Annotated in this window: 20 protein-coding genes; 7 read left to right on the top strand and 13 right to left on the bottom strand. The window is 57.0% G+C overall.

Features of this window, described 5'->3' with window-relative positions:
• Positions 1-181: 181 nt before the first annotated feature.
• From L1069_RS24340 to L1069_RS21580, 5 genes are all read right to left on the bottom strand, one after another.
• A complete protein-coding gene (locus tag L1069_RS24340) occupies positions 182-316 on the bottom strand; it encodes a hypothetical protein (protein ID WP_343328082.1) in 135 nt (44 codons plus the stop codon).
• A gap of 143 nt (positions 317-459) precedes the next feature.
• Positions 460-654: a c-type cytochrome gene (locus L1069_RS24335; protein ID WP_343328081.1), complete on the bottom strand. Its 195-nt coding sequence runs from the start codon at positions 652-654 to the stop codon at positions 460-462.
• Between the two features lie 97 nt (positions 655-751).
• Positions 752-1,651 (bottom strand): cytochrome c, encoded by a 900-nt coding sequence (locus tag L1069_RS21590; protein WP_237456998.1) that lies wholly within the window; start codon positions 1,649-1,651, stop codon positions 752-754.
• Positions 1,652-1,660: 9 nt separating this feature from the next.
• The gene (locus tag L1069_RS21585) at positions 1,661-2,260 is read right to left on the bottom strand and encodes a cytochrome c (protein ID WP_237456997.1); all 600 of its coding nucleotides are present in this window, start codon (positions 2,258-2,260) and stop codon (positions 1,661-1,663) included.
• A gap of 53 nt (positions 2,261-2,313) precedes the next feature.
• The gene (locus L1069_RS21580; RefSeq protein ID WP_129370102.1) at positions 2,314-2,655 is read right to left on the bottom strand and encodes a hypothetical protein; all 342 of its coding nucleotides are present in this window, start codon (positions 2,653-2,655) and stop codon (positions 2,314-2,316) included.
• A gap of 317 nt (positions 2,656-2,972) precedes the next feature.
• Here L1069_RS21580 and L1069_RS21575 point away from each other — a divergent pair, with 317 nt between their 5' ends.
• The 3 genes from L1069_RS21575 to L1069_RS21565 all read left to right on the top strand — a co-directional run bounded on the left by L1069_RS21575 (position 2,973) and on the right by L1069_RS21565 (position 5,657).
• Positions 2,973-3,698 carry a response regulator gene (locus L1069_RS21575; RefSeq protein WP_237456996.1) on the top strand — a complete coding sequence of 242 codons (726 nt, stop codon included), beginning with the start codon at positions 2,973-2,975 and terminating at the stop codon, positions 3,696-3,698.
• A gap of 401 nt (positions 3,699-4,099) precedes the next feature.
• Entirely contained in the window at positions 4,100-5,074 is a 975-nt protein-coding gene (locus L1069_RS21570) for an ATP-binding protein (RefSeq protein ID WP_237456995.1), read from the top strand.
• Between the two features lie 142 nt (positions 5,075-5,216).
• The gene (locus L1069_RS21565) at positions 5,217-5,657 is read left to right on the top strand and encodes a cytochrome c (protein ID WP_129370099.1); all 441 of its coding nucleotides are present in this window, start codon (positions 5,217-5,219) and stop codon (positions 5,655-5,657) included.
• Positions 5,658-5,721: 64 nt separating this feature from the next.
• Here L1069_RS21565 and L1069_RS21560 read toward each other — a convergent pair whose 3' ends face one another.
• The 5 genes from L1069_RS21560 to L1069_RS21540 form a co-directional block, all read right to left on the bottom strand.
• Positions 5,722-6,831 (bottom strand): ABC transporter transmembrane domain-containing protein, encoded by a 1,110-nt coding sequence (locus tag L1069_RS21560; protein ID WP_237456994.1) that lies wholly within the window; start codon positions 6,829-6,831, stop codon positions 5,722-5,724.
• A 221-nt stretch (positions 6,832-7,052) separates the two neighbouring features.
• Positions 7,053-7,547: a cupredoxin family protein gene (locus L1069_RS21555; RefSeq protein ID WP_237456993.1), complete on the bottom strand. Its 495-nt coding sequence runs from the start codon at positions 7,545-7,547 to the stop codon at positions 7,053-7,055.
• A gap of 104 nt (positions 7,548-7,651) precedes the next feature.
• On the bottom strand, positions 7,652-8,359 hold the full coding sequence (locus tag L1069_RS21550) for a copper resistance protein B (RefSeq protein ID WP_237456992.1): 708 nt from the start codon (positions 8,357-8,359) through the stop codon (positions 7,652-7,654).
• Positions 8,360-8,387: 28 nt separating this feature from the next.
• Positions 8,388-10,220, bottom strand: a complete 1,833-nt coding sequence (locus tag L1069_RS21545) for a copper resistance system multicopper oxidase (RefSeq protein WP_237456991.1) — start codon at positions 10,218-10,220, stop codon at positions 8,388-8,390.
• A gap of 178 nt (positions 10,221-10,398) precedes the next feature.
• Complete coding sequence (locus L1069_RS21540; protein WP_237456990.1) at positions 10,399-10,722, bottom strand: hypothetical protein; 324 nt, start codon at positions 10,720-10,722, stop codon at positions 10,399-10,401.
• An 845-nt stretch (positions 10,723-11,567) separates the two neighbouring features.
• Here L1069_RS21540 and L1069_RS21535 point away from each other — a divergent pair.
• Genes L1069_RS21535 through L1069_RS21525 form a run of 3 tightly spaced genes read left to right on the top strand, consistent with a single transcriptional unit; the run spans position 11,568 to position 17,325 of the window.
• The gene (locus L1069_RS21535) at positions 11,568-13,769 is read left to right on the top strand and encodes an efflux RND transporter periplasmic adaptor subunit (protein WP_164982699.1); all 2,202 of its coding nucleotides are present in this window, start codon (positions 11,568-11,570) and stop codon (positions 13,767-13,769) included.
• Positions 13,766-16,945 carry a CusA/CzcA family heavy metal efflux RND transporter gene (locus tag L1069_RS21530; RefSeq protein ID WP_237456989.1) on the top strand — a complete coding sequence of 1,060 codons (3,180 nt, stop codon included), beginning with the start codon at positions 13,766-13,768 and terminating at the stop codon, positions 16,943-16,945. Before L1069_RS21535 ends, L1069_RS21530 begins: the two co-directional genes overlap by 4 nt.
• Before the next feature lie 35 nt (positions 16,946-16,980).
• Positions 16,981-17,325, top strand: coding sequence for a copper-binding protein (locus L1069_RS21525; protein ID WP_164982698.1), 345 nt, complete (start codon positions 16,981-16,983; stop codon positions 17,323-17,325).
• A 774-nt stretch (positions 17,326-18,099) separates the two neighbouring features.
• On the opposite strand, the gene L1069_RS21520 is transcribed toward L1069_RS21525, so the two are convergent.
• Genes L1069_RS21520 through L1069_RS21510 form a run of 3 tightly spaced genes read right to left on the bottom strand, consistent with a single transcriptional unit; the run spans position 18,100 to position 19,977 of the window.
• Positions 18,100-18,477 carry a VOC family protein gene (locus L1069_RS21520; RefSeq protein WP_129372242.1) on the bottom strand — a complete coding sequence of 126 codons (378 nt, stop codon included), beginning with the start codon at positions 18,475-18,477 and terminating at the stop codon, positions 18,100-18,102.
• A 1-nt stretch (position 18,478) separates the two neighbouring features.
• Entirely contained in the window at positions 18,479-19,168 is a 690-nt protein-coding gene (locus tag L1069_RS21515) for a DUF2306 domain-containing protein (RefSeq protein WP_237456988.1), read from the bottom strand.
• A complete protein-coding gene (locus tag L1069_RS21510; protein ID WP_129372240.1) occupies positions 19,165-19,977 on the bottom strand; it encodes a class I SAM-dependent methyltransferase in 813 nt (270 codons plus the stop codon). The genes L1069_RS21515 and L1069_RS21510 overlap by 4 nt, the downstream gene beginning before the upstream one ends.
• A 97-nt stretch (positions 19,978-20,074) precedes the next feature.
• On the opposite strand from L1069_RS21510, the gene L1069_RS21505 reads away from it, so the two are divergent.
• The gene (locus L1069_RS21505) at positions 20,075-20,965 is read left to right on the top strand and encodes a LysR family transcriptional regulator (protein ID WP_129372239.1); all 891 of its coding nucleotides are present in this window, start codon (positions 20,075-20,077) and stop codon (positions 20,963-20,965) included.
• Positions 20,966-21,091: the final 126 nt, after the last annotated feature.

Below are 21,091 nucleotides of genomic sequence, written 5' to 3'. Positions count from 1 at the left end.
CAAGCGATGACTAAATTGGGTTAATCCGCCGGAACCGACACCCCGCTGTCAATCAAAGCCAATTGGTTCTGGCCGACACGGGCGGCCCTGAACTGCCATCTTGCTTCATGATGGCACCGCCGCGCAGTTTGCCTACAGTGAAACAACGGCTGTCAGTAACCACATGAAAATCAGTCTCACATTAGTTTCCTTGGGGTTGTGTCATTAGCGTGCGTTGCTTCTGGGCCTCCTGTAGGCGCTCCGGCCAAGTTGACTTTATGAAAGCTAGAATGTCCCAAACATCTTGATCGGAAAGCCTGTCCTCAAATCCCGGCATTCCACTGATGACTCCCGTTACCCCCATGTTTAAGAGCGCGGCTTTCCCCCCAAAATTTAGTATAGGTAAACAGCACAGCATCATCGTGGTGCCAAGTATGACCTGTGCGGTCATGCGGTGGCGCCCGAAGCACGCCATCTCTATCAGAGGGACTGCCAATCGTCTTGCCCTTCAAGATTCACGCCGTGGCAACTGGCGCAGTGTTCAGCATAAAGCTCTTCACCCGTTGAAGGGTCAGCGTTGGCCGGTTGCGTCTGCGCGTGAGCTGAACCAACCCCAACCAAGATAGCAAAAACTCCAGCTAGGGCGGTCTTCTTTATGGCGAAAATTGTTATCATGTAATGTCCAACCAAGTCTTCATACCTGCGGCCTGCCGACGATTGAGGTTCATGCCATCCTTCTTTTCAGTGCCGGGCGTGCTTTTCTGCGAAATCTTCAATCACCGGAATGATCATCCAGAAGATAGGTCGCCATAGCCTTACGGTCGTTCTCTGTCAGAAAGGCAGTTCCATAGAGAACGACTTCTCCCATCGTTCCGCCGAATGCATCGCCATCCGGCATGATGCCACTGCGCAGTGCGTATGCTAAACTGTCGACGGTCCAGCCGCGTTTCCGGAGAGACAAGTAATCGATGGCCGGAGCTTTCCCACCCCCTGGCAGTGTATTGTTGCCCTTGAAGTGCTCTGTGTCTGTTTTCCGGGCTCCGACTAAGTTCCGCCCCGTGTGACACGCGGCACAATGTGCGGCACCCTCCACCAGAAGCCGCCCGCGATTCCAAACTTCACTGTTCCCGGGAACGGGCTCAGTTCTTGGAGGCTCAAGAAACACCGCTCGCCACAGTTTCAGCCCCCATCTTTGGTCGAACGGAAACTCCATCTCTTGCTGCCTCGACGGCTCGGCCACAGCCGGAACTGTCTCAAAAGCAGCCCAGAGATCAGCAATATCCTGATCCGTGAAGTTCCCGTAGAACGGGTAGGTGAAGGCCGGATAATAGGGCTGTCCGTCAGGGGAAACACCTTGGCGGACAGCCTGTGCAAACTCTTCAACCGTCCAGCTGCCGAGTCCATGTTCGCTGTCCGATGTGAGATTGGGCGAATACAGAGTACCGAATGGAGTATCGAGCTTTACCCCACCCGCCAAAGATGCTCCGCCGCTAGAAAAGTCGGTGTGGCAAGCGATACAGCCAGATGCTCTGGCCAGATAGGCTCCGCGGTTCACATCTCCCTCGAGGTTAAGCTCGCTCAGCGGCACGCCGATAGGCCAAGCGACCACTGCGGCCAGGGCTGCCGACGCCGTAACTGCGGTGCCAAGGGCAAAACGTAATATGCGCTTCATGACCCAGCCTCACTCCTCACGGAAACGGGTATGGCAGGCAGAGCAGGTTTGGCTCAGCATCATGAACACGCCGTCGGCAGGCATCTGGGACAGGGCCTCGGCACTTGGACTGCCGCCCATCATTGCGCCGCCGCCCATCATGCTGCCGCCCATCATGCTTCCTGAACCCATATGAGATGATCCCATCATTGTGCCGTTGGACATCATGCCTGTCCCTTGGGTTTCTGACATCATCAACCCGTTCTCCGCCGCCGAGGCCAGGCCATCAGAATAGGTCTGCAATCTTTCCGCGAGATCGATAAAACCTTTCCAATCGGTCCATATCTCAGCCTTGGCTTCAGATGGATGCCCATTTGAACTCTCCGGAAAGAGCGTCGTCAGGACCTCACCTGCATGGGCTCCTATTTTTTCAGCTTCTCTTCTAACTGCCGCTGCATCATAGGCTGTTTTCCCCTGCATCATCGGAGCCAGCACTTTCATGCTGTCTTTCATAACTCCCATGCCATCCATCCGTTCCTTTACGATGCCTGTTGCACCGCTGTGGGCATGAGCAGCTACAGCAATGAGCGACGCCAATGCGGCGCCGGAAACCAGTTTGGAAAGTGTCATCTTGTTTTCCTGAAATAGTTTGAGATTGCGCTTTGAAGGCGCAGGATCAGTGTTCAGGAAAGGTAACGGGGAGGCGGCGGATCAAAGCCAGTGATCGTAAACGGCCTCAATAGGGCCAGCGGCATATCATGACGAGAGATCTGCATGCTTGGCCGCATTGAAAGGCAATTGCCTATGAGAACAGCAAAACCACCACAGAGCGAACTGCCATGACAGTGTTCAGTATGGCCACTGCCCGCCTGTTCTTGATCAATGTCCTGAACAGTGACAGCGATATGCGCTCCGCCGCCAGCCCCGTGTGCATTGGCCTGGCTTGCAGACAGGAAGATAACTGCGACGAGTAGACCCGCAGCCAGCAGCAAATACCCAATTTCCAGTCTGGTAAAGAGGCGCACTGCTCAGTTTATCCCGTTTTCGTGGCTAAGTTCACGGACACAGACAACGATGCCTTTCCTACCCATCCGGGTCAAGCGGCCGACCGTCGCAATTCACTCTGCCGGACAATACGGCTCGTTCATGTGGGTCCTTAAGTTAATGCACTCGCAGATAAGCAAGAAAGCTCTTCTGCAAGTCAGGTAACCTCACACTGCTCGCTCGCTGCTATGTGTTTTCATTACTGCGCAAACAGAGAAGCAAGCGAAGCTGCCTCTGATACACTTCGCGACAAATCTCTCTCGAACCTTGCTGCAGTGTTCGTATATTTCAAACAAGTATGAGCAACACCCCCCATATTCTGGTGGTCGACGATCACCGTGAAATCCGGTCAGCGGTCACACGTTACCTGGAGAAAAACGGCCTGCGGTCCTCCGCCGCCAAAGACGCCAAAGAAATGGATGCGATGCTCACCTCCGGAAGCTTCGATCTGGTTGTTCTGGATGTGATGATGCCAGGTGAGGACGGGCTGTCCGTTTGCAAACGCTTATCTCAAGAAGGGCAATTGCCTGTACTGCTGTTGACCGCCTTGAGCGAGGAGCACGACCGGATCACCGGGCTGGAAACCGGTGCAGACGACTACTTGGCCAAACCCTTTAACCCGCGCGAGCTGTTGGCCCGCATCCGGGCCATCCTGCGCCGTACAGCAAAGGAAGAACCACCCGCAGGCCGCTTGGCAGGAAAACGTGTGAAGTTCGGGCAATGGGTTTTGGATAGCGACAGGCGGGTGATCCTCGACAGCGCAGGACAAGAAACGGCGTTGACCGGCTCCGAATTCAAGCTGCTAGTCGCGCTGCTAGAGCGAAACCGCCTGGTACTGAGCCGCGATCAGTTGATGGATCTGACCGCTGGCCGTGCAGCGGCGCCAATGGATCGGACAATTGACAATCAGATCAGCCGCCTCCGCCGCAAGATAGAGAGTGATCCCTTGCGCCCGCGCCTGATTACTACGGTTCGCAACGGCGGATACTGCCTGTCCGTAGATATTGAGGTTCTGGATCAATGAGTTTTATTCCGCGCAGATTGCGGTCGCAGTTAGTGCTTTTGGTCGTGCTGGCGCTGGCTGCCGCACAAGGCGTAAGCCTGTTTTTCTTGTCTGGGGAACGCAGCTTAGCGATCCGGGCTGCGATGAGCACCGAAGCCGCCGGCAGGGCAGCCAATGTCGCAAGGCTGATTGAAGAAGCTCCCCCGTCCCTCCATCCCTCGATACTCCGGGCTGCCAATTCTCCCCTGGTGCGTTTCGAACTTAGCGGCAGCCCGGCCGTAACGCACACTTCACATGACACTGATGGTGCTGCGGAGGCGCGGGTTCGCGCGCTTCTGGGCGGAGACACCAACCGGGAGGTCCGGGCTGAACTGCACGAGACTGATAGTGCTGGACTGCCACTTCCCTATCTGGAACCAGAGATGGCTGAGATCCATCGGGAAATGATGCGCGGCCAGATGCTGGCAATTGAATTGAACCTGTCAATTGCGCTGAGCGATGGCCAATGGCTGAACGCAGCCACATTGTTCGAGCGGCCACCGCTGCAATGGTCTTTGCAGCCGACGATCACCTTTGCCCTCAGCACAGGCTTCATCCTGGCTGCAATTTTTCTGTTTGTGCTGACCCGTGTCACGGCTCCCCTGCGCATGCTTTCCTCAGCGGCTGAAAACCTGGGGGGGGAGGAAGCTACTGAACCGCTTCCCGTAGATGGGCCTCAGGAGATACAAGAGCTCATTCATGCGTTCAACAGGATGCAGCATCGAATAACCAGCCTGGTTGCCGAGCGCACCCGGATGCTTGCCGCCTTAGGCCACGACCTGCGCTCGCCGCTGACAGCCATGCGGGTGCGGGCAGAGTTTGTGGAAGACGATGAAACCCGCAGTAGCATGATATCCCTTATCGGGGAGATGCAGAGCATGGTCGAAACAACACTCTCCTTTGCCCGTGGTCTGGCGGACGCAGAGAAGCCTGAAGACTGCGAGCTGGGCAGTTTTCTCCAGGCTTTACGAAACGACATGCTGAACGGTTTTGAACTGCTGCCTGGGGATCCCGTCCAGATCTGCCTGCGGCTGAACGCCATGCGCAGGGCTCTGCGCAATGTGATTGAAAACGCGCTGAGGTATGGCGGCGCGGCGCAGGTTGAATATCGATTACAGGACGGCGCCGCCGTAATCACTGTGTCGGACCCAGGACCGGGTATTCCGGAAATTGACTTGGAGCGTGTATTCGACCCCTTCACGCGATTGGAAGACTCTCGCTCGCTTGAAACCGGCGGACACGGGCTGGGGTTGTCGATTGCCCGCACCATCCTGCGCGCGCATGGCGGCAGCCTCACATTGCGCAACCAGCCAGAGGGCGGTCTCTGCGCCGTGCTGAAGCTGCCGCTTGGGCAGTGAGACCGGACAAATTCGGATACATTCCGATACAAATCACGGGCCGTACAGGCGTTGATCTTCCTGCTCTGGAAGGCCGCAAACCTAATGGCCGCCAGGACAGCTCCCGCAACGGTGGCGACTTTGACAATTGGATGGGGAAGACATGAACAGAACGGGCCTTTTACTTGCAATAGCAGTGATTGCCGTCGGCGGATTTGCCATGTGGGGCGTTTCCCGACCAACAGAGCAGAAGCCGGGAGCAGCGGAAGCCATATTGGAGGGCGTAGCTATTGTTGAGGTGAAGCTGCCCGAGACCCTTTCTGAAAACGCGCAGATCGGAAAACACATCTTTGAGGCCAAATGCGCATCCTGCCATGGCGAAAACGCCGCTGGTCAGGAAGGGGTTGCCCCACCGCTAGTTCACAAGATCTATGAGCCAAGCCACCACTCCGATACCACATTCCTGCTGGCTGCCAAAAACGGCGTTCGAGCACATCACTGGCGGTTCGGAAACATGCCGCCAGTGCCCGGGGTGACTGATGGCGAAGTCAACCTGGTGACACGCTACGTGCGAGAGCTGCAACGCGCAAACGGGATCCACTGAGATCGGACGGACTTGTTTGCATGGCTTCTTCCGCCAGAAGGCTGGGCAGCAGCGCTGCTGGATGTCAGCTTTTCACTGCCGGCTTTAAATCCGCTTGCTGCTGTTCCAACAGAAACCCCAGGATCTCCTTGTAGCGTATCCGGGTATCTTCGAGCTGCTGGTAAAAGCGGAACAGCTCTTTGAGCGGAGCTGAGAAATCCTTATGCGCCGCCAATACCGCGATCAAAGCGCCCAGAGTGATGCGTTCCTCAAGCACAAAGTACCCGCCTAGCGAATAGAAGAGGAACGGCGTCAGCGCGGTCAGGAAATTGTTCAACGCCTTGGCAAAGAACTTCACTCGGTGGATCCGCCTGCGGATCGCCTCCAACTGCCGCAACGAGGCCATTGTAAGCAGCACATCTCTGGGGCGGTCCTGCGCCGGGTTCAGCTGTTCCGTTAGACCGCGGGTGAGTCTCCGCATCTCTTGAATACGTTCCCGGCTCAGCCGGTTCAAGATCCGCTGCAGAAAGGGCAGCAGAAACAGTTGCAGCGGCAGAATAGTCAGCGCTGCAGCACCAAGGATCGGATCCTGAATGAACATGAACAGCAGGATGGTAAGCAACGTTCCGCCCTGGGTCACCGGAAGCGCAACCAGATCCGCTGCAAAGCCGCCAATCGGCTCTGCTTCCTGCCCCAAAATTTGCGGAAGCTCGCTTTTTCGCAGGTGACCGGCTTGTTTGCGCCAACGACAATAGATGAGCAGCCGGAGACGTCTGAGACAGCGTTCGGCAAGCCGCCCTTTCAGCACATTCAGCAGGTACTTCCCGACACCGTTCAGCGTGATTGCCAGCAGAAAAACACCGCTCAGAACTGCCAGATGCTGTGTAGCAGTCAGGTCAAATCCCAACAGGCTCAGCGGTGCGTGCGATTTGCTCAATACGTTGTTCACTATCTGCTTGGGCAGTTCCAACGATAGATACAACACAGGCAATAAAGACAGGCTCAGAAGCAGCAGGGAAAACTGATGCCGGCGCGTGGTCTGGACAATGTGGGTAACTAGGTTCCGGTCAAGACCGGCGACGGACACGGCCGTAGGAGGCACCAGGCTAGCGAAGGAACGCGCAAGCCGCAGATGGAGCGCCCGGCCAAGCAGCGTAGCCGCGGAGATTGCCAGCAGAGCCGGGGCCAGCAGCAATACGAGATGCATCGCCGGATGCACCCATTCCGGAGAGGTTTCACCGTAGCTGAAGCCCAGCCAATTCGCGGTCTCATGGGCAAAAGAATGGTAGTGCGGGAACCTGTGCTCGGGCGGCATTGAAGTAAGTCTGCTGAGATAGAGGGAAATGCGGCAGCCCCATTGGAGCTGCCGCGCCGCGGTGCTGCTGCCTGAGGGGGTAGGCAGCGGCACTCAGCAGATCATTGGACTGCAACCTGGCCGTACATGCCGGATTCATAGTGGCCCGGGATCAGGCAGGCGAATTCGAATGTTCCGCCATTGCTGAAGTTCCAGATGATTTCGCCGCGCTTGCCGGGGGCCAGGGTGACGGCGTTCGGCGTGTTGTGCATTTCCATCTGCTCCGACATGGCCTGCTTGTGCATGGCGTTGCGCTCCGGCGTGTCCAGGACGAATTCGTGGTCCAGTTCGCCTTTATTTACCACCATAAAGCGGATGGTTTCGCCCTGCTTGAACTCCATGGCAGAGGGCGTGAAGATCATCTCGCCGTCGTCGGTTTCCTTCATAATCACTTTCACTGTGCGGTTGACCTTGCTGCGGTTCCCCGGCATGCCGGCCGCCATCTGTTCGCCATGGCTGCCATGGGCGCCATGGCCGTCGCCGTGGCCTGATACACCGGCCAGAACAGGGGGGCTGGCCAGGGCGGCCAGCGCCGCGGAAAGGAAAAGCTTCTTCATTGGTATCTCCTTGATCTAGAGAAGGGGAGTTGCCCTTCTGCCGCCGAAACAGTGGCGGGAAGGGTTTGAGCCAGGCCAGGCTGACCCGGCCGGGCGTAGTAGCTTCAGAACATTAGTCTGGTCCCGAAGACGACTGAGAACACGCCGTTCTCTTCATCGCTGGCGCGCAGCAGATCCGCTGTGCCGCCAAAGGATTCCTCGTAGTTGACGCCGATGTAGGGAGAGACCGCCCGGTCGATCAGGTCGTAGCTCAGCCGAAGCCCGGCTTCGACCGTGGCGCCGCCAGCCGCTTGATCGTAGGCTGGATCATCCTGCAGCGGCACTGTCAGCTCGAGGTTCGGAGTCAGGATCAGGCGGTTGGTCAGCGCAGCCTCATACTCGCCCTCGAACCGGAAGAATGAGTTGTCCGAGAGGTACAGGTCGGCGTCGATTTCGAACCACTGCGGCGCCAGCCCTTTGAGGCCCAGAACCGCATTGTAGCGGTCCGGAAGACCTTCCGGCATGCTGGCTTGCACCCCGGCCACCGCATCAAAGAAGGTGGAAACCGGGAACTGCAGCCGCAGTTGGTTTTCCAGGGCCTCGAACCCGCCTGCGCCCTGAATCCGCTCGCCTTCACTGCGCCAGACAAGCTTCAGCTCATCGTTGCCGATCAGGGCGTCGAAATCCCAGACGAACGTGTCCGCGCCGTCGCTTTTCCGGTATTCCAGCTGCTCTGCCTGAAAGCCGTAGATCTGCTGCTCTGCTCCGGCAGGGGCGGACCAAAGTGCCGCCGCGCCGGCCGCGGCAAAGGCCGCGTTGCGTGTTTTGCTCATGTTTGCGTCTCTTTCTGATCTTGCAGGGTCAAGCCGGGCCGCCTTCGACGATTACTTTGCGGAACATGCCCGCGTCGGCGTGGTAGGAGAGGTGGCAGTGGAAGGCCCACTGGCCAGTCGCATCGACTTCGGTTTCGGTGTAGACGGTGGTGCCTGGCGCGATGCTGACGGTGTGCTTGATGGGATCCCTGCGGCCTTTGCCGGTATCCAGAATCGTCCACATGCCGTGCAGGTGCATCGGGTGGGCCATCATGGTTTCATTGACGAATTTGAACCGGACCCGTTCGCCGTACTTCAGCCGCAGCGGCTCGGCCTCGGACAGCTTCTTGCCGTTGATCGACCAGATGTAGCGCTCCATGTTGCCAGTGAGGCGCAGCTCGATCTCCCGTGTCGCCGGACGGTCCCTATAGAACGGCCGGCGGGCGCTGAGATCTTCATAGGACAGGAATTTTCCACCGTTTGCCGCGCTGGGAGTCAGCCCGCTGCCCGCCGCGTAAAAGCCTTCCTGTTCGCCAGCCATCATCCTTTGATGCCCGTCGTGGTTCATCCCGGCCATTGCGCCGCCTTTGGATTTCTTGGCCCCGCTCATATTGTGCTGGCTATGGTCCATTTCAGCCATCGGTTCAGCTTTGGTCGGCGCAGCCATGTTGTGCTGGCCATGGTCCATTCCGGCCATGGACGGGCTGTCAGAGGCGGCCGGCATCTCGTGCTGGCTGTGATCCATGCCCGGCATCATCATGACACTGTCCGACATGCCGGTGTCGCTGCGCATCACATGGCCTTCCATGCCCATGTCACCCATCATGCCGGCCATATCGGCCATAGTTAGCCGCGGCTTGGGGCGCATTTCGGGGACCGGTCCGACCAGCCCCTCGCGCGGCGCCAGGGTGCCGCGCACCATCGCGGTGCGGCCCATGGATTCCGCGACAATGCTGTAGGGCCGGTTTTCCCGGGGCTGTACAATCACGTCATAGGTCTCAGCCACCGCGATACGGAGCTCATCCACTGCGACTGGCTTCACGTCATTGCCGTCTGCCTGCACCACGGTCATTTTCAGACCGGGAATCCGCACATCGAAATAGGCCATCGCAGACGAGTTGATCAACCGCAGCCGGACTTTCTCGCCTGGCTTAAACAGGCCAGTCCAGTTCTGCGCGGTGCTCTGGCCATTGATCATCGGAGCAAAGCCCTGAACGTCCTCAATGTCGGTCGGCATCATTCGCATCCGGCCCCACATCTTGCGGTCTTCCAGCGCCGCTTTCAGCCCCATGCTGCCGGAATCCTGGATCAAGTCCTGCAGCGTGCGCTGCGAGCGGTTGTAGTAATCCGCCGACATTTTGAGGTTCCGCATGATCCGCTTGCCGCGGTGCGGATGTGTGTCAGTCAGCTGCACTATATAGTCGCGGTCCGCCCGCACCGTTTCGCCGCGTTTCGGCTCGATAACGATGGCGCCATAGGCCCCGTCCGGCTCCTGGAACCCGGAATGGCTGTGGAACCAATAAGTGCCCGCCTGCACGATCGGAAATTTATAGGTGAAGGTCTCGCCCGGCTTGATGCCGTCGAAGCTGATCTTCGGCACCCCGTCCTGGTCAAACGGCAGGATCAGCCCGTGCCAGTGAATCGAGGTGTCTTCGCGCAGGTTGTTGGTCACGTTCAACGTAACCTCCTCGCCTTCCCTAAAGCGCAGGATGGTCGGGGGCTGGCTGTTGTTGTAGCCGACACCAGACTTGCGGAAGTCCCCGGCGTTAATGCGGATCTTGTCCACGGTGATGTCATAGGTCGCGGCCTGGGCGGCGGCAGCCGCGGACAGGGCAAGGGCGGCGCCGGCAACGGCCGCGCGCCAAGGTGCGATGGGTGGCATCGTCAGTCCTTTGGTCTGTTGAGATGTTGATCAGTTGGCCCCTGCAGGCATCCGCAAGCGCAGCTTCTTACTCGCTAGGATCACCCGAAGCAGCATTCACTCATAGAACGGTGCAATTGCACGCTTCTGCAGTTCTCAAGCGAAGGGAATGGCAAGTAGTGGGCTCAGGTGCTTGGGATCACGTTTTGGGAGGTGGAAGGTGCGCTTCAGGCGCCACAGAAGCCAAGCCGGAATCATTCAGGGCGACCGCCAGCTTTCCTGCTTTTTCGGTGATGGAAACTTGCTGACAGGGCTGCAGTGCAACCGGCACCTCACAGGCCGCAGCCTTGTGGCATAGGCCAGGGCTGGAATGGCTGTGCCCGTCTGCCGTTTCATGCTGGGCAACAGGAACAGCTTCAGCCCGATTGTCTACTTCTGCAGTCAGGGGCGCGAAAAGCGCGGACAGCGCCAGCAACAATACCAGCGTCAACGATATCCACAATTTCCCCGCTTTTGAGCGCATCAAAACAGCTCCGTTTGCCTTCGCTCTATCTAGCTAGCCAGTGCGGGTCTCCAACTCAAGGATACGTTTTGATACATTTGCGAACCGGGTGCGCTTTCGTCAGTTCGCCACAAAACGTTCAGTACCTTTGCGGCCTTTCTGAGCAGAGAGCGATCATCAGTGTTTCTAAGAAGACGAACTGCTGAAGAGAGCCTAGATGATGCGCAGGGAAGCGATTGCCTAGGCTTGGGAGACAACGCGCCCAATGAATTACTCCAGTATTATCAGCTCAGAACTAAGGAACCTGGAGGCCTTCATTTCGCACGGGGAGGGGTTGCGCCGAAGAAAATTTTCATTATGTGCCACGCTATGGCAGTTACTGGGTTCAGGAGTGACTTTGGTCGGTTGATACGCACCGTTGCGTCAACCATCCTTGTTGCTGTGGTTTTCCTGAACACGCTTGCAGCAATTTCTGCTCACGCATCGCCTCCCGCAAAAACCACCCTAGCTGTTTCTGACGCACAGCACGAGAATTGCACTTTGCACAAAGTGGCAAAACGAATGCAGCACGGGCACCATCAAAATGGCGACTGTGAAACCCTTGGTGAAGAACGGAATGCCACTTGTTCAGTGGCTGTCTGCTGTTTTCATGAATTCAACGCAGCACCAATTCTGTCTGTTGAGCGCCGCCTGGTATCTGTTCAACTCGTGATAGCGAGCTCGGCTGGAGTATTTTCCAGGTCAGAGCTCCCGCATGATCGTCCTCCCCGTTCAATCTGATTGAATCCGCTTGGCGCTCAATCGAGTGCGCCATCTGTTTCTGATCAGACAAGGCTTGCATGTCGCAAGCCAAAACGAGGTTTTCCATGCGTGGACGCTATTTAGCTCTCGGTATTCTTGCGCTTGCTGCAGGGGTTGCTGGAGGCATCTCTCTCGAAAGACTTTTCCTCAACCCGTCGTCAATGACCGGGGCAAACGAGGCCGAAATCTTGTATTGGGTTGCACCGATGGATCCGAAATTCCGGCAACCGGGGCCGGGTAAGTCCCCCATGGGCATGGATCTTGTCCCTGTATATGCAGGCCAAGAGCCTTCCGGCGATCCTGCAGAAGTGCAGCTATCTGCGGCAGAGATTAACGCCATTGGCGTCCGTACCGCGATTTCACGCATGTCCGAGGTTTCCGGCAAGATCGAAACCGTTGGTTTCGTCGGCTATGACGAGCACCGGACAAGCCATGTTCACACTCGCGTGGACGGTTGGATCGAAATGCTGAATGTGCGCGCTGTTGGAGACCCCGTTCAAAAGGGCGATGTCTTGTTTGAGATGTTCTCTCCTCAGATCGGCTCGTCAGCCGGTGATCTGGTTCGCGCCATTGAGGCGGGAAACCCTCAGATCATTGATGCTGCCCGTAACAAACTACGCAGTCACGGCATGTCTGACAGGCAAATCGAGCGTATTGCAACCAGCGGCATTCCCGAGCGCAACATTGAAGTCGAGGCTCCTCAGGACGGCGTTGTGATTTCACTTGAGGCTGCGGACGGAATGTTTCTGCAGCCCGGTACACGCGCTGCATCGCTGACAGAGCTTTCAACCGTTTGGCTAATTGTCGATGTTTTTGAGCGCGACATTGCAAAGCTGACTGACAATATGCTTGCTGAAGCGCGTTTCGAGCATCTGCCCGGCCGTGTTTTCAAAGGTTCAGTTGACTACATCTACCCTGAACTTGACGCAGTAACCCGGACTCTTCCCGTTCGCTTGCAATTTGACAACTCCGACATGCTGCTACGCCCGAACATGTTCGGCACGGTCAGCCTGATCCCGTCAGAAAACCGCATGGCGCTCACGGTCCCGACCGAGGCTGTTATCCGAACCGGCGCCGCAGAACGGGTGATACTGAAAACCGGCGACGGCACTTTCAAACCCCGTCTCATCACCGCGGGGCTGCGTGACAATTTCGGCGGCGGCGGGCGGACAGAAGTCGCACAAGGGCTGGCGCCGGGGGAAGAGGTTGTTGCCTCGGCCCAATTCCTGATCGACAGCGAAAGCGCACTGAGCGCCGGGCTCATGCGCATGGCGCCGACTGACGAGGCCCCTGCACGTGGGTCAGGCGAGCTGGCTGCGCTGGATCCTGAGGCCCGGACCGCACAGATCCGGCACGGAGCCCTGGACAGCCTCGACTGGCCGGAAATGACGTCTAGTTTCCCGATCCGGGCTGATGTTTCTCTTTCGCGTTTGGCTGAAGGTCAACAGGTGTCGTTTCGGCTGTCTCGTGGAGCAGATGGCCTGCTCGGGCTCATTGAGCTTGGTCCAGACGACAGTGTTGCTGCCACAGGCACCGGCATTGTGAGTGGCGTGACAACGGACGGAAAGCTGTCGCTCTCACATGAACCTATTCCGGAACTCGGCTGGCCTGCAATGCAAATGGATATGCCAGTGGCAGGCCTAGACACTGCCGAAGTACCCCTGGATGTGCCAGTCGAGTTCGATCTCTCAAAAAGTGATGACGGGATGTTCACCATTACCGCTGTCCGGGCTGCAGGCTTCCAGCCCATTGCAGACACACCTCCAGAGACCAATGAGCCAAACACCTCCGAGGGAGCTTCAGAGGTTCTCGTTTCAGGAACCATTGACCAGGTCGACGCGGAAACCCGCATGGTCACGATAACTCACGGCCCTATCATGGAAATTGGCATGCCAGACATGACCATGAATTTCCAAGTGGGTGAAGAGCTGGAGATTACCAGCCTTCCGGTCGGCAAAGAATTGGCGCTGACCTTTGCGCGGCCGGACGGCATGACCCTGGTGCTCACCGGGGTGGAAACGGTCTCACCGCCGATGGAGGTGTTGGGCAAGATCAATAGTGTCGACTCCGCAACGCGGACGGTGAACATCACCCACGGTCCAGTGACGCAGATTGGCATGCCGGGAATGACCATGGACTTCTCGATTGATCCAGCCCTCGACTTAACTGGATTGCCGGATGGACAAGAAGTGACTCTGCTTTTCACCCAGAATGCAGACTTCTCAATGACCCTGGTAGGCACAAAGCCGGTTGAGGTGACTCAATGATCGCTTCTGTAATACGGGCTTCTGTTGCAAATCGCTTCGTAGTTCTAGCACTTGCAGTCATGATGGGCGTGATCGGTGTCTGGGCGGTCCGCGAAACTCCCGTAGATGCTATTCCCGACTTGTCGGATGTTCAGGTCATTGTCCGCACGCCTTATGCCGGGCAAGCCCCCCAGGTCGTTGAAGATCAGGTCACTTACCCCATTGCCACTGCCATGCTTTCTGTGCCCGGAGCCAGTGACGTGAGGGGGTTTTCCTTTTTCGGCGACAGCTACGTCTATGTCGTTTTTGAGGACGGCACGGACCTTTACTGGGCTCGCACCCGCGTTCTCGAATATCTGGGTCAGATTACTGCGAACCTTCCAGAAGGGGTTTCGCCCCAGCTCGGGCCGGATGCAACCGGTGTCGGCTGGATCTACCAATATACGCTTATTGACCGGACAGGCGGGCACGACCTGGCCCAGCTGCGGACACTCCAAGATTGGTTTCTAAAGTATGAGCTGCAAACCGTCGATGGTGTGTCCGAGGTCGCAACCATAGGCGGGATGGTCAAACAGTATCAGGTCGTTGTGGACCCGAACAAACTGCGAGCCTTTGACGTCACCCTGCCGCAAATCCGCAGTGCCATTCAAAACGCCAACCGCGAGACCGGCGGTTCTGTGATCGAAATGGGCGAGGCGGAATTCATGATCCGCTCTACTGGTTATGTTGATGAACTGGCGGACCTGGCCAAAGCACCGCTTATGGTCAACGAACGCGGTGCAGCACTGACAGTTGGCGACGTGGCAGACATCCGCCTTGGGCCGGAAATGCGGCGCGGCGTCGGGGAGTTTAACGGCGAAGGCGATGCCGTTGGCGGTGTCGTCATCCTGCGGTGGGGCGGGAACGCCCTGGCCACGATCAAGGCTGTTGAGGCGCGTATCGAAGAGTTGCGGGCAAACCTGCCTGAAGGCGTTGAGCTTGTCACGACCTACAACCGCGCGGGCGTTATCGAGCGTGCAATCGAGAATCTCGAAACAAAGCTGACCGAAGAATTTATCGTTGTCATTCTGGTCTGTGCAGCCTTCTTGCTGCACATTCGCTCGTCCCTGGTGATCCTTCTGTCACTGCCTCTCGGCATCTTTGCAGCCTTCATCATCATGAAGCTGCAGGGGGTGAATGCCAACATCATGAGTTTGGGCGGGATTGCCATCGCCATCGGCGCGATGGTGGATGCGGCCATCGTCATGATCGAAGCCATGCATCGAAGGCTAGAGAAGGAAAAGCTGACCAATCAGAACCGCTGGCGCCTCGTCACCGAATGCGCAACCGAAGTAGGGCCAGCACTTTTCTTTTCCCTGGCAATCATCACCGTGAGCTTCTTGCCGGTCTTTGTTCTGGAAAGCCAGGAAGGGCGGCTTTTCAAGCCGCTGGCCTTCACAAAGACCTACGCAATGGCAGCGGCGGCGATCCTTTCCATCACGCTGGTACCAGTTCTGATGGGATACTTTGTGCGCGGCCGGATTCTTTCGGAGCACAAGAACCCTCTGAACCGTATCGTGATCTGGATCTATCGACCCTTTCTGGATGCTGCTGTCGCGTGGCCCTGGGCCACGACGTTGCTTGCCGGTGTGCTCGTCGCTTCCATGTGGTGGCCGCTGCAGCGTATCGGAACCGAGTTCATGCCAGAGCTGAACGAGGGCGATTTCCTCTACATGCCGACACTGTATCCCGGTGCTTCCATCGGCAAGGCACGCGAAGTGCTGCAGCAATCTGACCGGCTGATTGCTACGGTCCCTGAGGTCGCGACGGTGCATGGTAAGCTTGGACGCGCCGATACCGCCACGGATCCCGCTCCGCTCACAATGATCGAGACGACGATTCAGCTGAAACCTGAATCCGAATGGCGCGAGGGCATGACGATGGAAGGCATACGCGGCGAGCTCGACCGCGCCGTGCAAATTCCTGGTGTGACCAACGTCTGGATTCAGCCGATTAAGAACCGCATCGACATGCTTGCCACAGGGATCAAGACACCCGTCGGCGTCAAAATCTCCGGCGCTGATTTGAGCGTCATCGAGCAGATTGGTGTCGATATCGAGCGCGTGGTTGCAGGTATCGACGGCACGGCATCAGCCTATGCAGAGCGGCCAGTTGGAGGACGCTTTGTGGAGATCGACGTCAACCGCGATGCCGCTGCGCGCTATATGATGAGCGTGCGTGAAGTGCAGGATGTCGTTCAGACCGCCATCGGCGGGATGCAGGTGTCGGAATCCGTGGAAGGCCTCGAGCGGTTTCCAATAAACCTTCGCTACCCCCAGGAGTGGCGAAACAGTCCCGAACGCCTGCGCGACCTTCCGGTGGTCACACCGTCCGGTGCGCATATCCCCTTTGGCAACCTAGCAGAGGTTAAAGTGGTGGATGGGCCCGGTATGATCCGGTCTGAAAACGCACGCCGCACTGGTTTTGTCTTCATCGACATCGCGGGCCGGGATCTGGGAGGCTACGTAACCGAAGCCCGTCAACTGGTCGTCGACGAAGTGGAATTGCCGCCTGGCTACTCGATCACATGGTCCGGTCAGTACGAGTACATTGAGCGCATGCAGGAGCGGCTGAAGCTGGTAGCACCGGCCACGCTGCTTATCATCACACTGATGTTATTTTTGGCCTTCAATCGAGTAATCGAGGTTGGGATCATCCTTGCTGCCTTGCCGGTTGCCCTCGCAGGAGGTGTCTGGTTCCTGTGGTACTTAAGCTTCGACATCTCTGTCGCTGTTCTGGTGGGGTTCATTGCGCTGGCCGGTGTCGCGGTTGAAACCGCGATTGTTATGCTGCTGTATCTCAATCTAGCTTGGGAAAAGCGAAAAAACCTCGCGGCTGAGGCACAGCGCAAATTGACAACCGATGATGTCGAAGAGGTGGTATTCGAAGGCGCACTTCTACGAGTACGCCCCAAAGTGATGACGGTGGCGACAATCTTCGCCGGTCTAATTCCGATCATGTATGGCCAAGGCACCGGTTCGGAGATCATGCAGCGCATTGCAGCCCCGATGGTAGGCGGGATGGCGACTGCCACGCTGCTAACCCTTTTCGTCATTCCTTCAATCTTTGTGATCTGGAAGCGATTGGCTCTTACCCGGGTCAACCGAACCCTGCTGCAGGAACCCGGCCGAGAGGCATCACCAGTACCGGCAGAATAGTCAGAAATGTGAAATCACCCCAAGAGGACAATTCAATGAAAAAACTTGCTGTAACCCTTGCCGCCTCGCTTTTGGCTGCACCAATCGCTTCCGCTCAGACGAGCCATAGCACTATGGACCATTCCAACATGGGGATGAGCGATGCTCAAATGGAAGGTGCTGTTCATACAAAGGCGACCATCAATTCGATTGACGAAAACTCTGCAAACGTCAGCCACGAGCCGATCCCTGAAATCGGTTGGCCTGCAATGACAATGGATCTCACTCTAGCCTCAAATGTTCAAATGATGGGTGACATATCAGACGGTGCTTTGGTCACGCTGATGCTGCTCAAGAACAACAACGGAATGTACGAGATCGGCGCTATCATGCCTGAGTAAGAAGAAAGGTGAGTGGCAGGTGACATTGTCTCTGCCACTCGCAAAAACTGCACAATGCGGGGCTGCAACTTTTCCATTTTTCTTTACAAACCAAAATTTTAACCGCAAAGACCTAATCATCAAAGCAATCCTCGCGAAGATGGTATTGAGAGCTCTTCGCGCATCCCTCTACGCTTAGAAGACTGATTTCTACTTGAAGGCTAGTAGCGTATAGCGCGTTGTAGAGTGTCAGCTTCCCGCTCGCCGGGCCTGAGACAGCCGTTCCTTGTCGCGTCTATTGCAGCTACGGCGATTGGTCGGAAATTCCAGTCAGCCGCCTTTCCTAGACGGGTCTTCCAATGGCCGCTTAGCGCGGCTCGCGTCGTGCTGCCCTTGCGAAGAGTTGGCACGCGATAAAGACCGCTATGGGCTCGAACCTGCCGTCCACTGCATGAAGCAGCAACGTCAGCTGCCTGCGCAAAGAGGACACAGGATGGCGCCTTGGCTGCGTTTGCAGCGAAAAACGGCTTGGCTTGGGTCAGAAATGCTTGACAATTGGGGTGGAAATGCTTGGCAGGTGCAGGCAATTTGTCCTTAAAAAACAGTCATCATCGGGTCAGTTTTGCCTGACGTTTGACAGGATTTTGTCGAATGCCAAGCAAAGCTGACCTTCTTGTCAGATTTCTGACCCAAACCCAGAAAACGAACGTTCATGCGGTAGGCAGCGAAGATGCCAAAAGAGCCCAAAGTCAAAAATGCTGCGCCAGCAATGAACGTCGGCTTATCAAAATAGAATTAGCCTTGCGCGGGGATGTAGGCGTTCAATTTGTTTCCGTCCAAGTCGCGAAAGTAACTGGCGTAAACTCCGTGCTCGCCGCGTGGTCCCGGGCTGCCTTCGTTCCTGCCGCCAAGCTCGATGGCCTTGGAATGGAGGGCACCGACTTGCTGTTCGTTTTCGACCTTGAGTGCGACCATGACACCATTGCCGGTGCCCGCTTTCAGCCCGTCAAAAGGGCGCGCCAAACATAGCGCTGTCTCGCTCCGCGAGGGCCCCCACGCCGCCATGTCCCCATGCCGCCAGAGTCTCTGAATTCTGATGGTCGCCAGCAATGCGTCGTAGAATTCGATCGCTCTGTCCAGGTTATTGGTTCCAATTGTCACATAGCCGATCATCTTAGTGCCCTACTCTGAGTGGCTTCTCTTGCAAGTTACGTGCCGCGGCCGGCTGCTTTGGTGCTAATGTCGCCCAAATCAAGGCCTCAGCGATCAGTAGGTTAATTGCCCAGGCAGATACCAATTGGGCATCCCGTAGCGGCCCTGTCGCTTCTGTCCCATATAGGATCATCCACCCAATGCCGATGAACGCCTGTGTCGATGCACCTTGGCCGATCGCATAGGCGCGCAACATAAGAGCGCTATGCTGAAAGATATTGCACGATCGGATTGAAAGAACAGCCCAGAGGATGAATGCGATCACCAGCAGGCCGAGAGTGATCCGCACCCAATAGAGCAAGCTTCCCTGAAGGCTAGCCGGAAAGTCATAGAAGTGCGTCATCCACATCCCACTTCCTGCCGAAAGACACCCTGCCACTGCAACAATTCGACCGAAAACTCGGTGGGCTGTCGGATGCGTCTGCCTGATGCTTGGCAGGAACTGGGTTGCGCCAAGTAAAAGGAACAGAAAGCTGCTAAGAATGTGCAGGATGATTGGGAAGGGCATTGCCGACGCCCGCTGATTTGCGGGAATGATGGCGGGGCCACCCGCCAATTCGAGCACGCGGAACAAGCCACCAAATGCTGGTAAGAACGAATAGGCAACGATGAAGAGTAGGATCGCCCACTCAGACTTTCGCAGAACTTTCAAGAAACCAACTCCCGATTTGTGATTGCGGGATCGATTTCAGTAGCCTGCTCCGGTTCGCCAGCGCGGCGCGCCCAGAATGCGGTGCTGGCTTGGCCGGCGAAGTAGCCCAGATGAACAGGCTGGGACCCGATGTTTTCCAGATGGCATGCCTGCAGCCAAGCGATGCCCTGCGGTTCCGATATCGCCCAGGTCCGCCACCGCATCTGGACGAGTGCGCCAAAGCCGGATCGCCGCACCATGCAAACAAAGAGCATGCCGCCTGGCTTGAGAACACGAACCATTTCTCTCAGCGCATGTTGAGGTTCCGGTAAATGCTCGATCACATGCGCGGCCATCACGAGGTCAAAGGACGCATCGGCAAACGGTATCGAAAGAACATCTGCCCGGCGCAGATCCGGCGTCAAACCTGCCCGTCGCATCTCAACGGCACACAAGGCCAGCATCTCAGGCGACACATCAATGCCGTGCACTCTGGGAGGATCAGTGAGAATGCTGCTCAGTGCAATCGCAAGAGCGCCGGTTCCGATTCCGCAATCCAACACCTCTGCCCGCGAACCGATCTGTCCAAGCGCTGTCCCCACGCCGGATGCGACCAGCGATTTTCGGTATGCCGCTGCAAGCCCGTATCGTCGTGTTATGTGTTGCCAATTGCGTGACGCAGCATCGTAGTGTCTGGCCAGGTCGTCCTTGGCCCTTGGCTTCCGACTGATCGCAATCTGCCACGACCCGAACCGGTGCGCGATCATGGGGATTGTGTATTGGTCTTTTGGATCAATCGATGCATCAACGGGCTGCGTGCGGATGTGCATTGGGACAAAGTTCCTCGCGTGATTTGCTCACAGCCTTCTAGCGACCACTGCGGGGCAACAAAATTGCATATATCCGTAGTTCTGGTATACGCAAATCATGGAGTGGCAAAGATCAGCTTTTGACTGGAACCAGGCGCGGGCATTTCTTGCCACCGCTGAGGAGGGATCGCTGTCTGCTGCCGCGCGGGCGCTTGGGCTGACGCAACCCACGCTCAGCCGACAGGTCGCCGCGCTCGAAGACTCGTTGGGCGTGACACTGTTTGAGAGGACATCACGCGCGCTGCTGTTGACCCAGGCAGGGACGCAATTGCTTGAGCATTTCCGGAGCATGGGCGAGGCTGCGAACCGTATCGCAATAGCGGCGACCGGCCAGTCCGAGGCAGTGACGGGGCATGTGGCCATCGCCTGCACCAATGGAATGGCGACTTTCTATCTTCCGGAGATACTCAAGAAGCTTCAGGCCCAGGCACCAGACCTTCAAATCGAGATTATCGCGTCCAATGAGATAAGCGACCTGCGACGACGAGAGGCGGACATTGCGATCCGGCACTCCCGCCCGCAGGATGAAAACCTTTTTGCCAAACGTCTGAAGGACACGACCGCACATCTATTTGCGTCGTCAGACTACCTGGAGGCGGTTGGCCGCCCTTCCAATCCGGCTGATATTGCAAAGCTGCAATTCGTGGGTGCTGAGTACCCCGAGCACATGCTGGGAATGATGGCCTCGCGCGGTCTCAATCTGACTGTAGCCAATTTCAACTACTCCACCGCAAGTGTGACCATGGCTCTGGAATTGATGCGCGCAGGGCTGGGAATCGGGGTGCTGCCGATAGATGTGGGTGCGGCACATCCGGAACTGGAGGACGCTTACCCTGACTTTGAACCAATAGAGATAGAAACCTGGCTCGTCGCGCACCGCGAACTAAGGACCAATCTCAGAATACGACTGGTGTTCGATCTGTTGGCGGATTGTCTGGCTAGAAAGTAGGGGACAGTGGTCGCACAGAACCATCCCTGTTTGTCGGGGCCCAATGCAGATTTTCGTCTCTTGAAGCAGAGCGAGTTGCGCTTTCTCAATCAAAAGCGGCCATTCAAAACGCGAAGATTAGCGACA

It is taken from the genome of Leisingera sp. MMG026 (assembly GCF_021654205.1).
In the GTDB taxonomy this organism is placed as follows: domain Bacteria; phylum Pseudomonadota; class Alphaproteobacteria; order Rhodobacterales; family Rhodobacteraceae; genus Leisingera.
The sequence above is the reverse complement of the archived record's forward strand: the minus strand, read 5'-3'. Positions and strand labels throughout refer to the sequence as shown.

What these genes read in the sequence shown, in the direction of transcription:
- L1069_RS21505 (WP_129372239.1), top strand. Translation starts at nt 20,075, where the DNA reads ATGGAGTGGCAAAGATCAGCTTTTGACTGGAACCAGGCGCGGGCATTT.
- L1069_RS21590 (WP_237456998.1), bottom strand. Translation starts at nt 1,651, where the DNA reads ATGAAGCGCATATTACGTTTTGCCCTTGGCACCGCAGTTACGGCGTCG.
- L1069_RS24335 (WP_343328081.1), bottom strand. Translation starts at nt 654, where the DNA reads ATGATAACAATTTTCGCCATAAAGAAGACCGCCCTAGCTGGAGTTTTT.
- L1069_RS21550 (WP_237456992.1), bottom strand. Translation starts at nt 8,359, where the DNA reads ATGAGCAAAACACGCAACGCGGCCTTTGCCGCGGCCGGCGCGGCGGCA.
- L1069_RS21585 (WP_237456997.1), bottom strand. Translation starts at nt 2,260, where the DNA reads ATGACACTTTCCAAACTGGTTTCCGGCGCCGCATTGGCGTCGCTCATT.
- L1069_RS21520 (WP_129372242.1), bottom strand. Translation starts at nt 18,477, where the DNA reads ATGATCGGCTATGTGACAATTGGAACCAATAACCTGGACAGAGCGATC.
- L1069_RS21545 (WP_237456991.1), bottom strand. Translation starts at nt 10,220, where the DNA reads ATGCCACCCATCGCACCTTGGCGCGCGGCCGTTGCCGGCGCCGCCCTT.
- L1069_RS24340 (WP_343328082.1), bottom strand. Translation starts at nt 316, where the DNA reads ATGCCGGGATTTGAGGACAGGCTTTCCGATCAAGATGTTTGGGACATT.
- L1069_RS21570 (WP_237456995.1), top strand. Translation starts at nt 4,100, where the DNA reads ATGGCTGAGATCCATCGGGAAATGATGCGCGGCCAGATGCTGGCAATT.
- L1069_RS21575 (WP_237456996.1), top strand. Translation starts at nt 2,973, where the DNA reads ATGAGCAACACCCCCCATATTCTGGTGGTCGACGATCACCGTGAAATC.
- L1069_RS21540 (WP_237456990.1), bottom strand. Translation starts at nt 10,722, where the DNA reads ATGCGCTCAAAAGCGGGGAAATTGTGGATATCGTTGACGCTGGTATTG.
- L1069_RS21555 (WP_237456993.1), bottom strand. Translation starts at nt 7,547, where the DNA reads ATGAAGAAGCTTTTCCTTTCCGCGGCGCTGGCCGCCCTGGCCAGCCCC.
- L1069_RS21565 (WP_129370099.1), top strand. Translation starts at nt 5,217, where the DNA reads ATGAACAGAACGGGCCTTTTACTTGCAATAGCAGTGATTGCCGTCGGC.
- L1069_RS21510 (WP_129372240.1), bottom strand. Translation starts at nt 19,977, where the DNA reads ATGCACATCCGCACGCAGCCCGTTGATGCATCGATTGATCCAAAAGAC.
- L1069_RS21535 (WP_164982699.1), top strand. Translation starts at nt 11,568, where the DNA reads ATGCGTGGACGCTATTTAGCTCTCGGTATTCTTGCGCTTGCTGCAGGG.
- L1069_RS21525 (WP_164982698.1), top strand. Translation starts at nt 16,981, where the DNA reads ATGAAAAAACTTGCTGTAACCCTTGCCGCCTCGCTTTTGGCTGCACCA.
- L1069_RS21530 (WP_237456989.1), top strand. Translation starts at nt 13,766, where the DNA reads ATGATCGCTTCTGTAATACGGGCTTCTGTTGCAAATCGCTTCGTAGTT.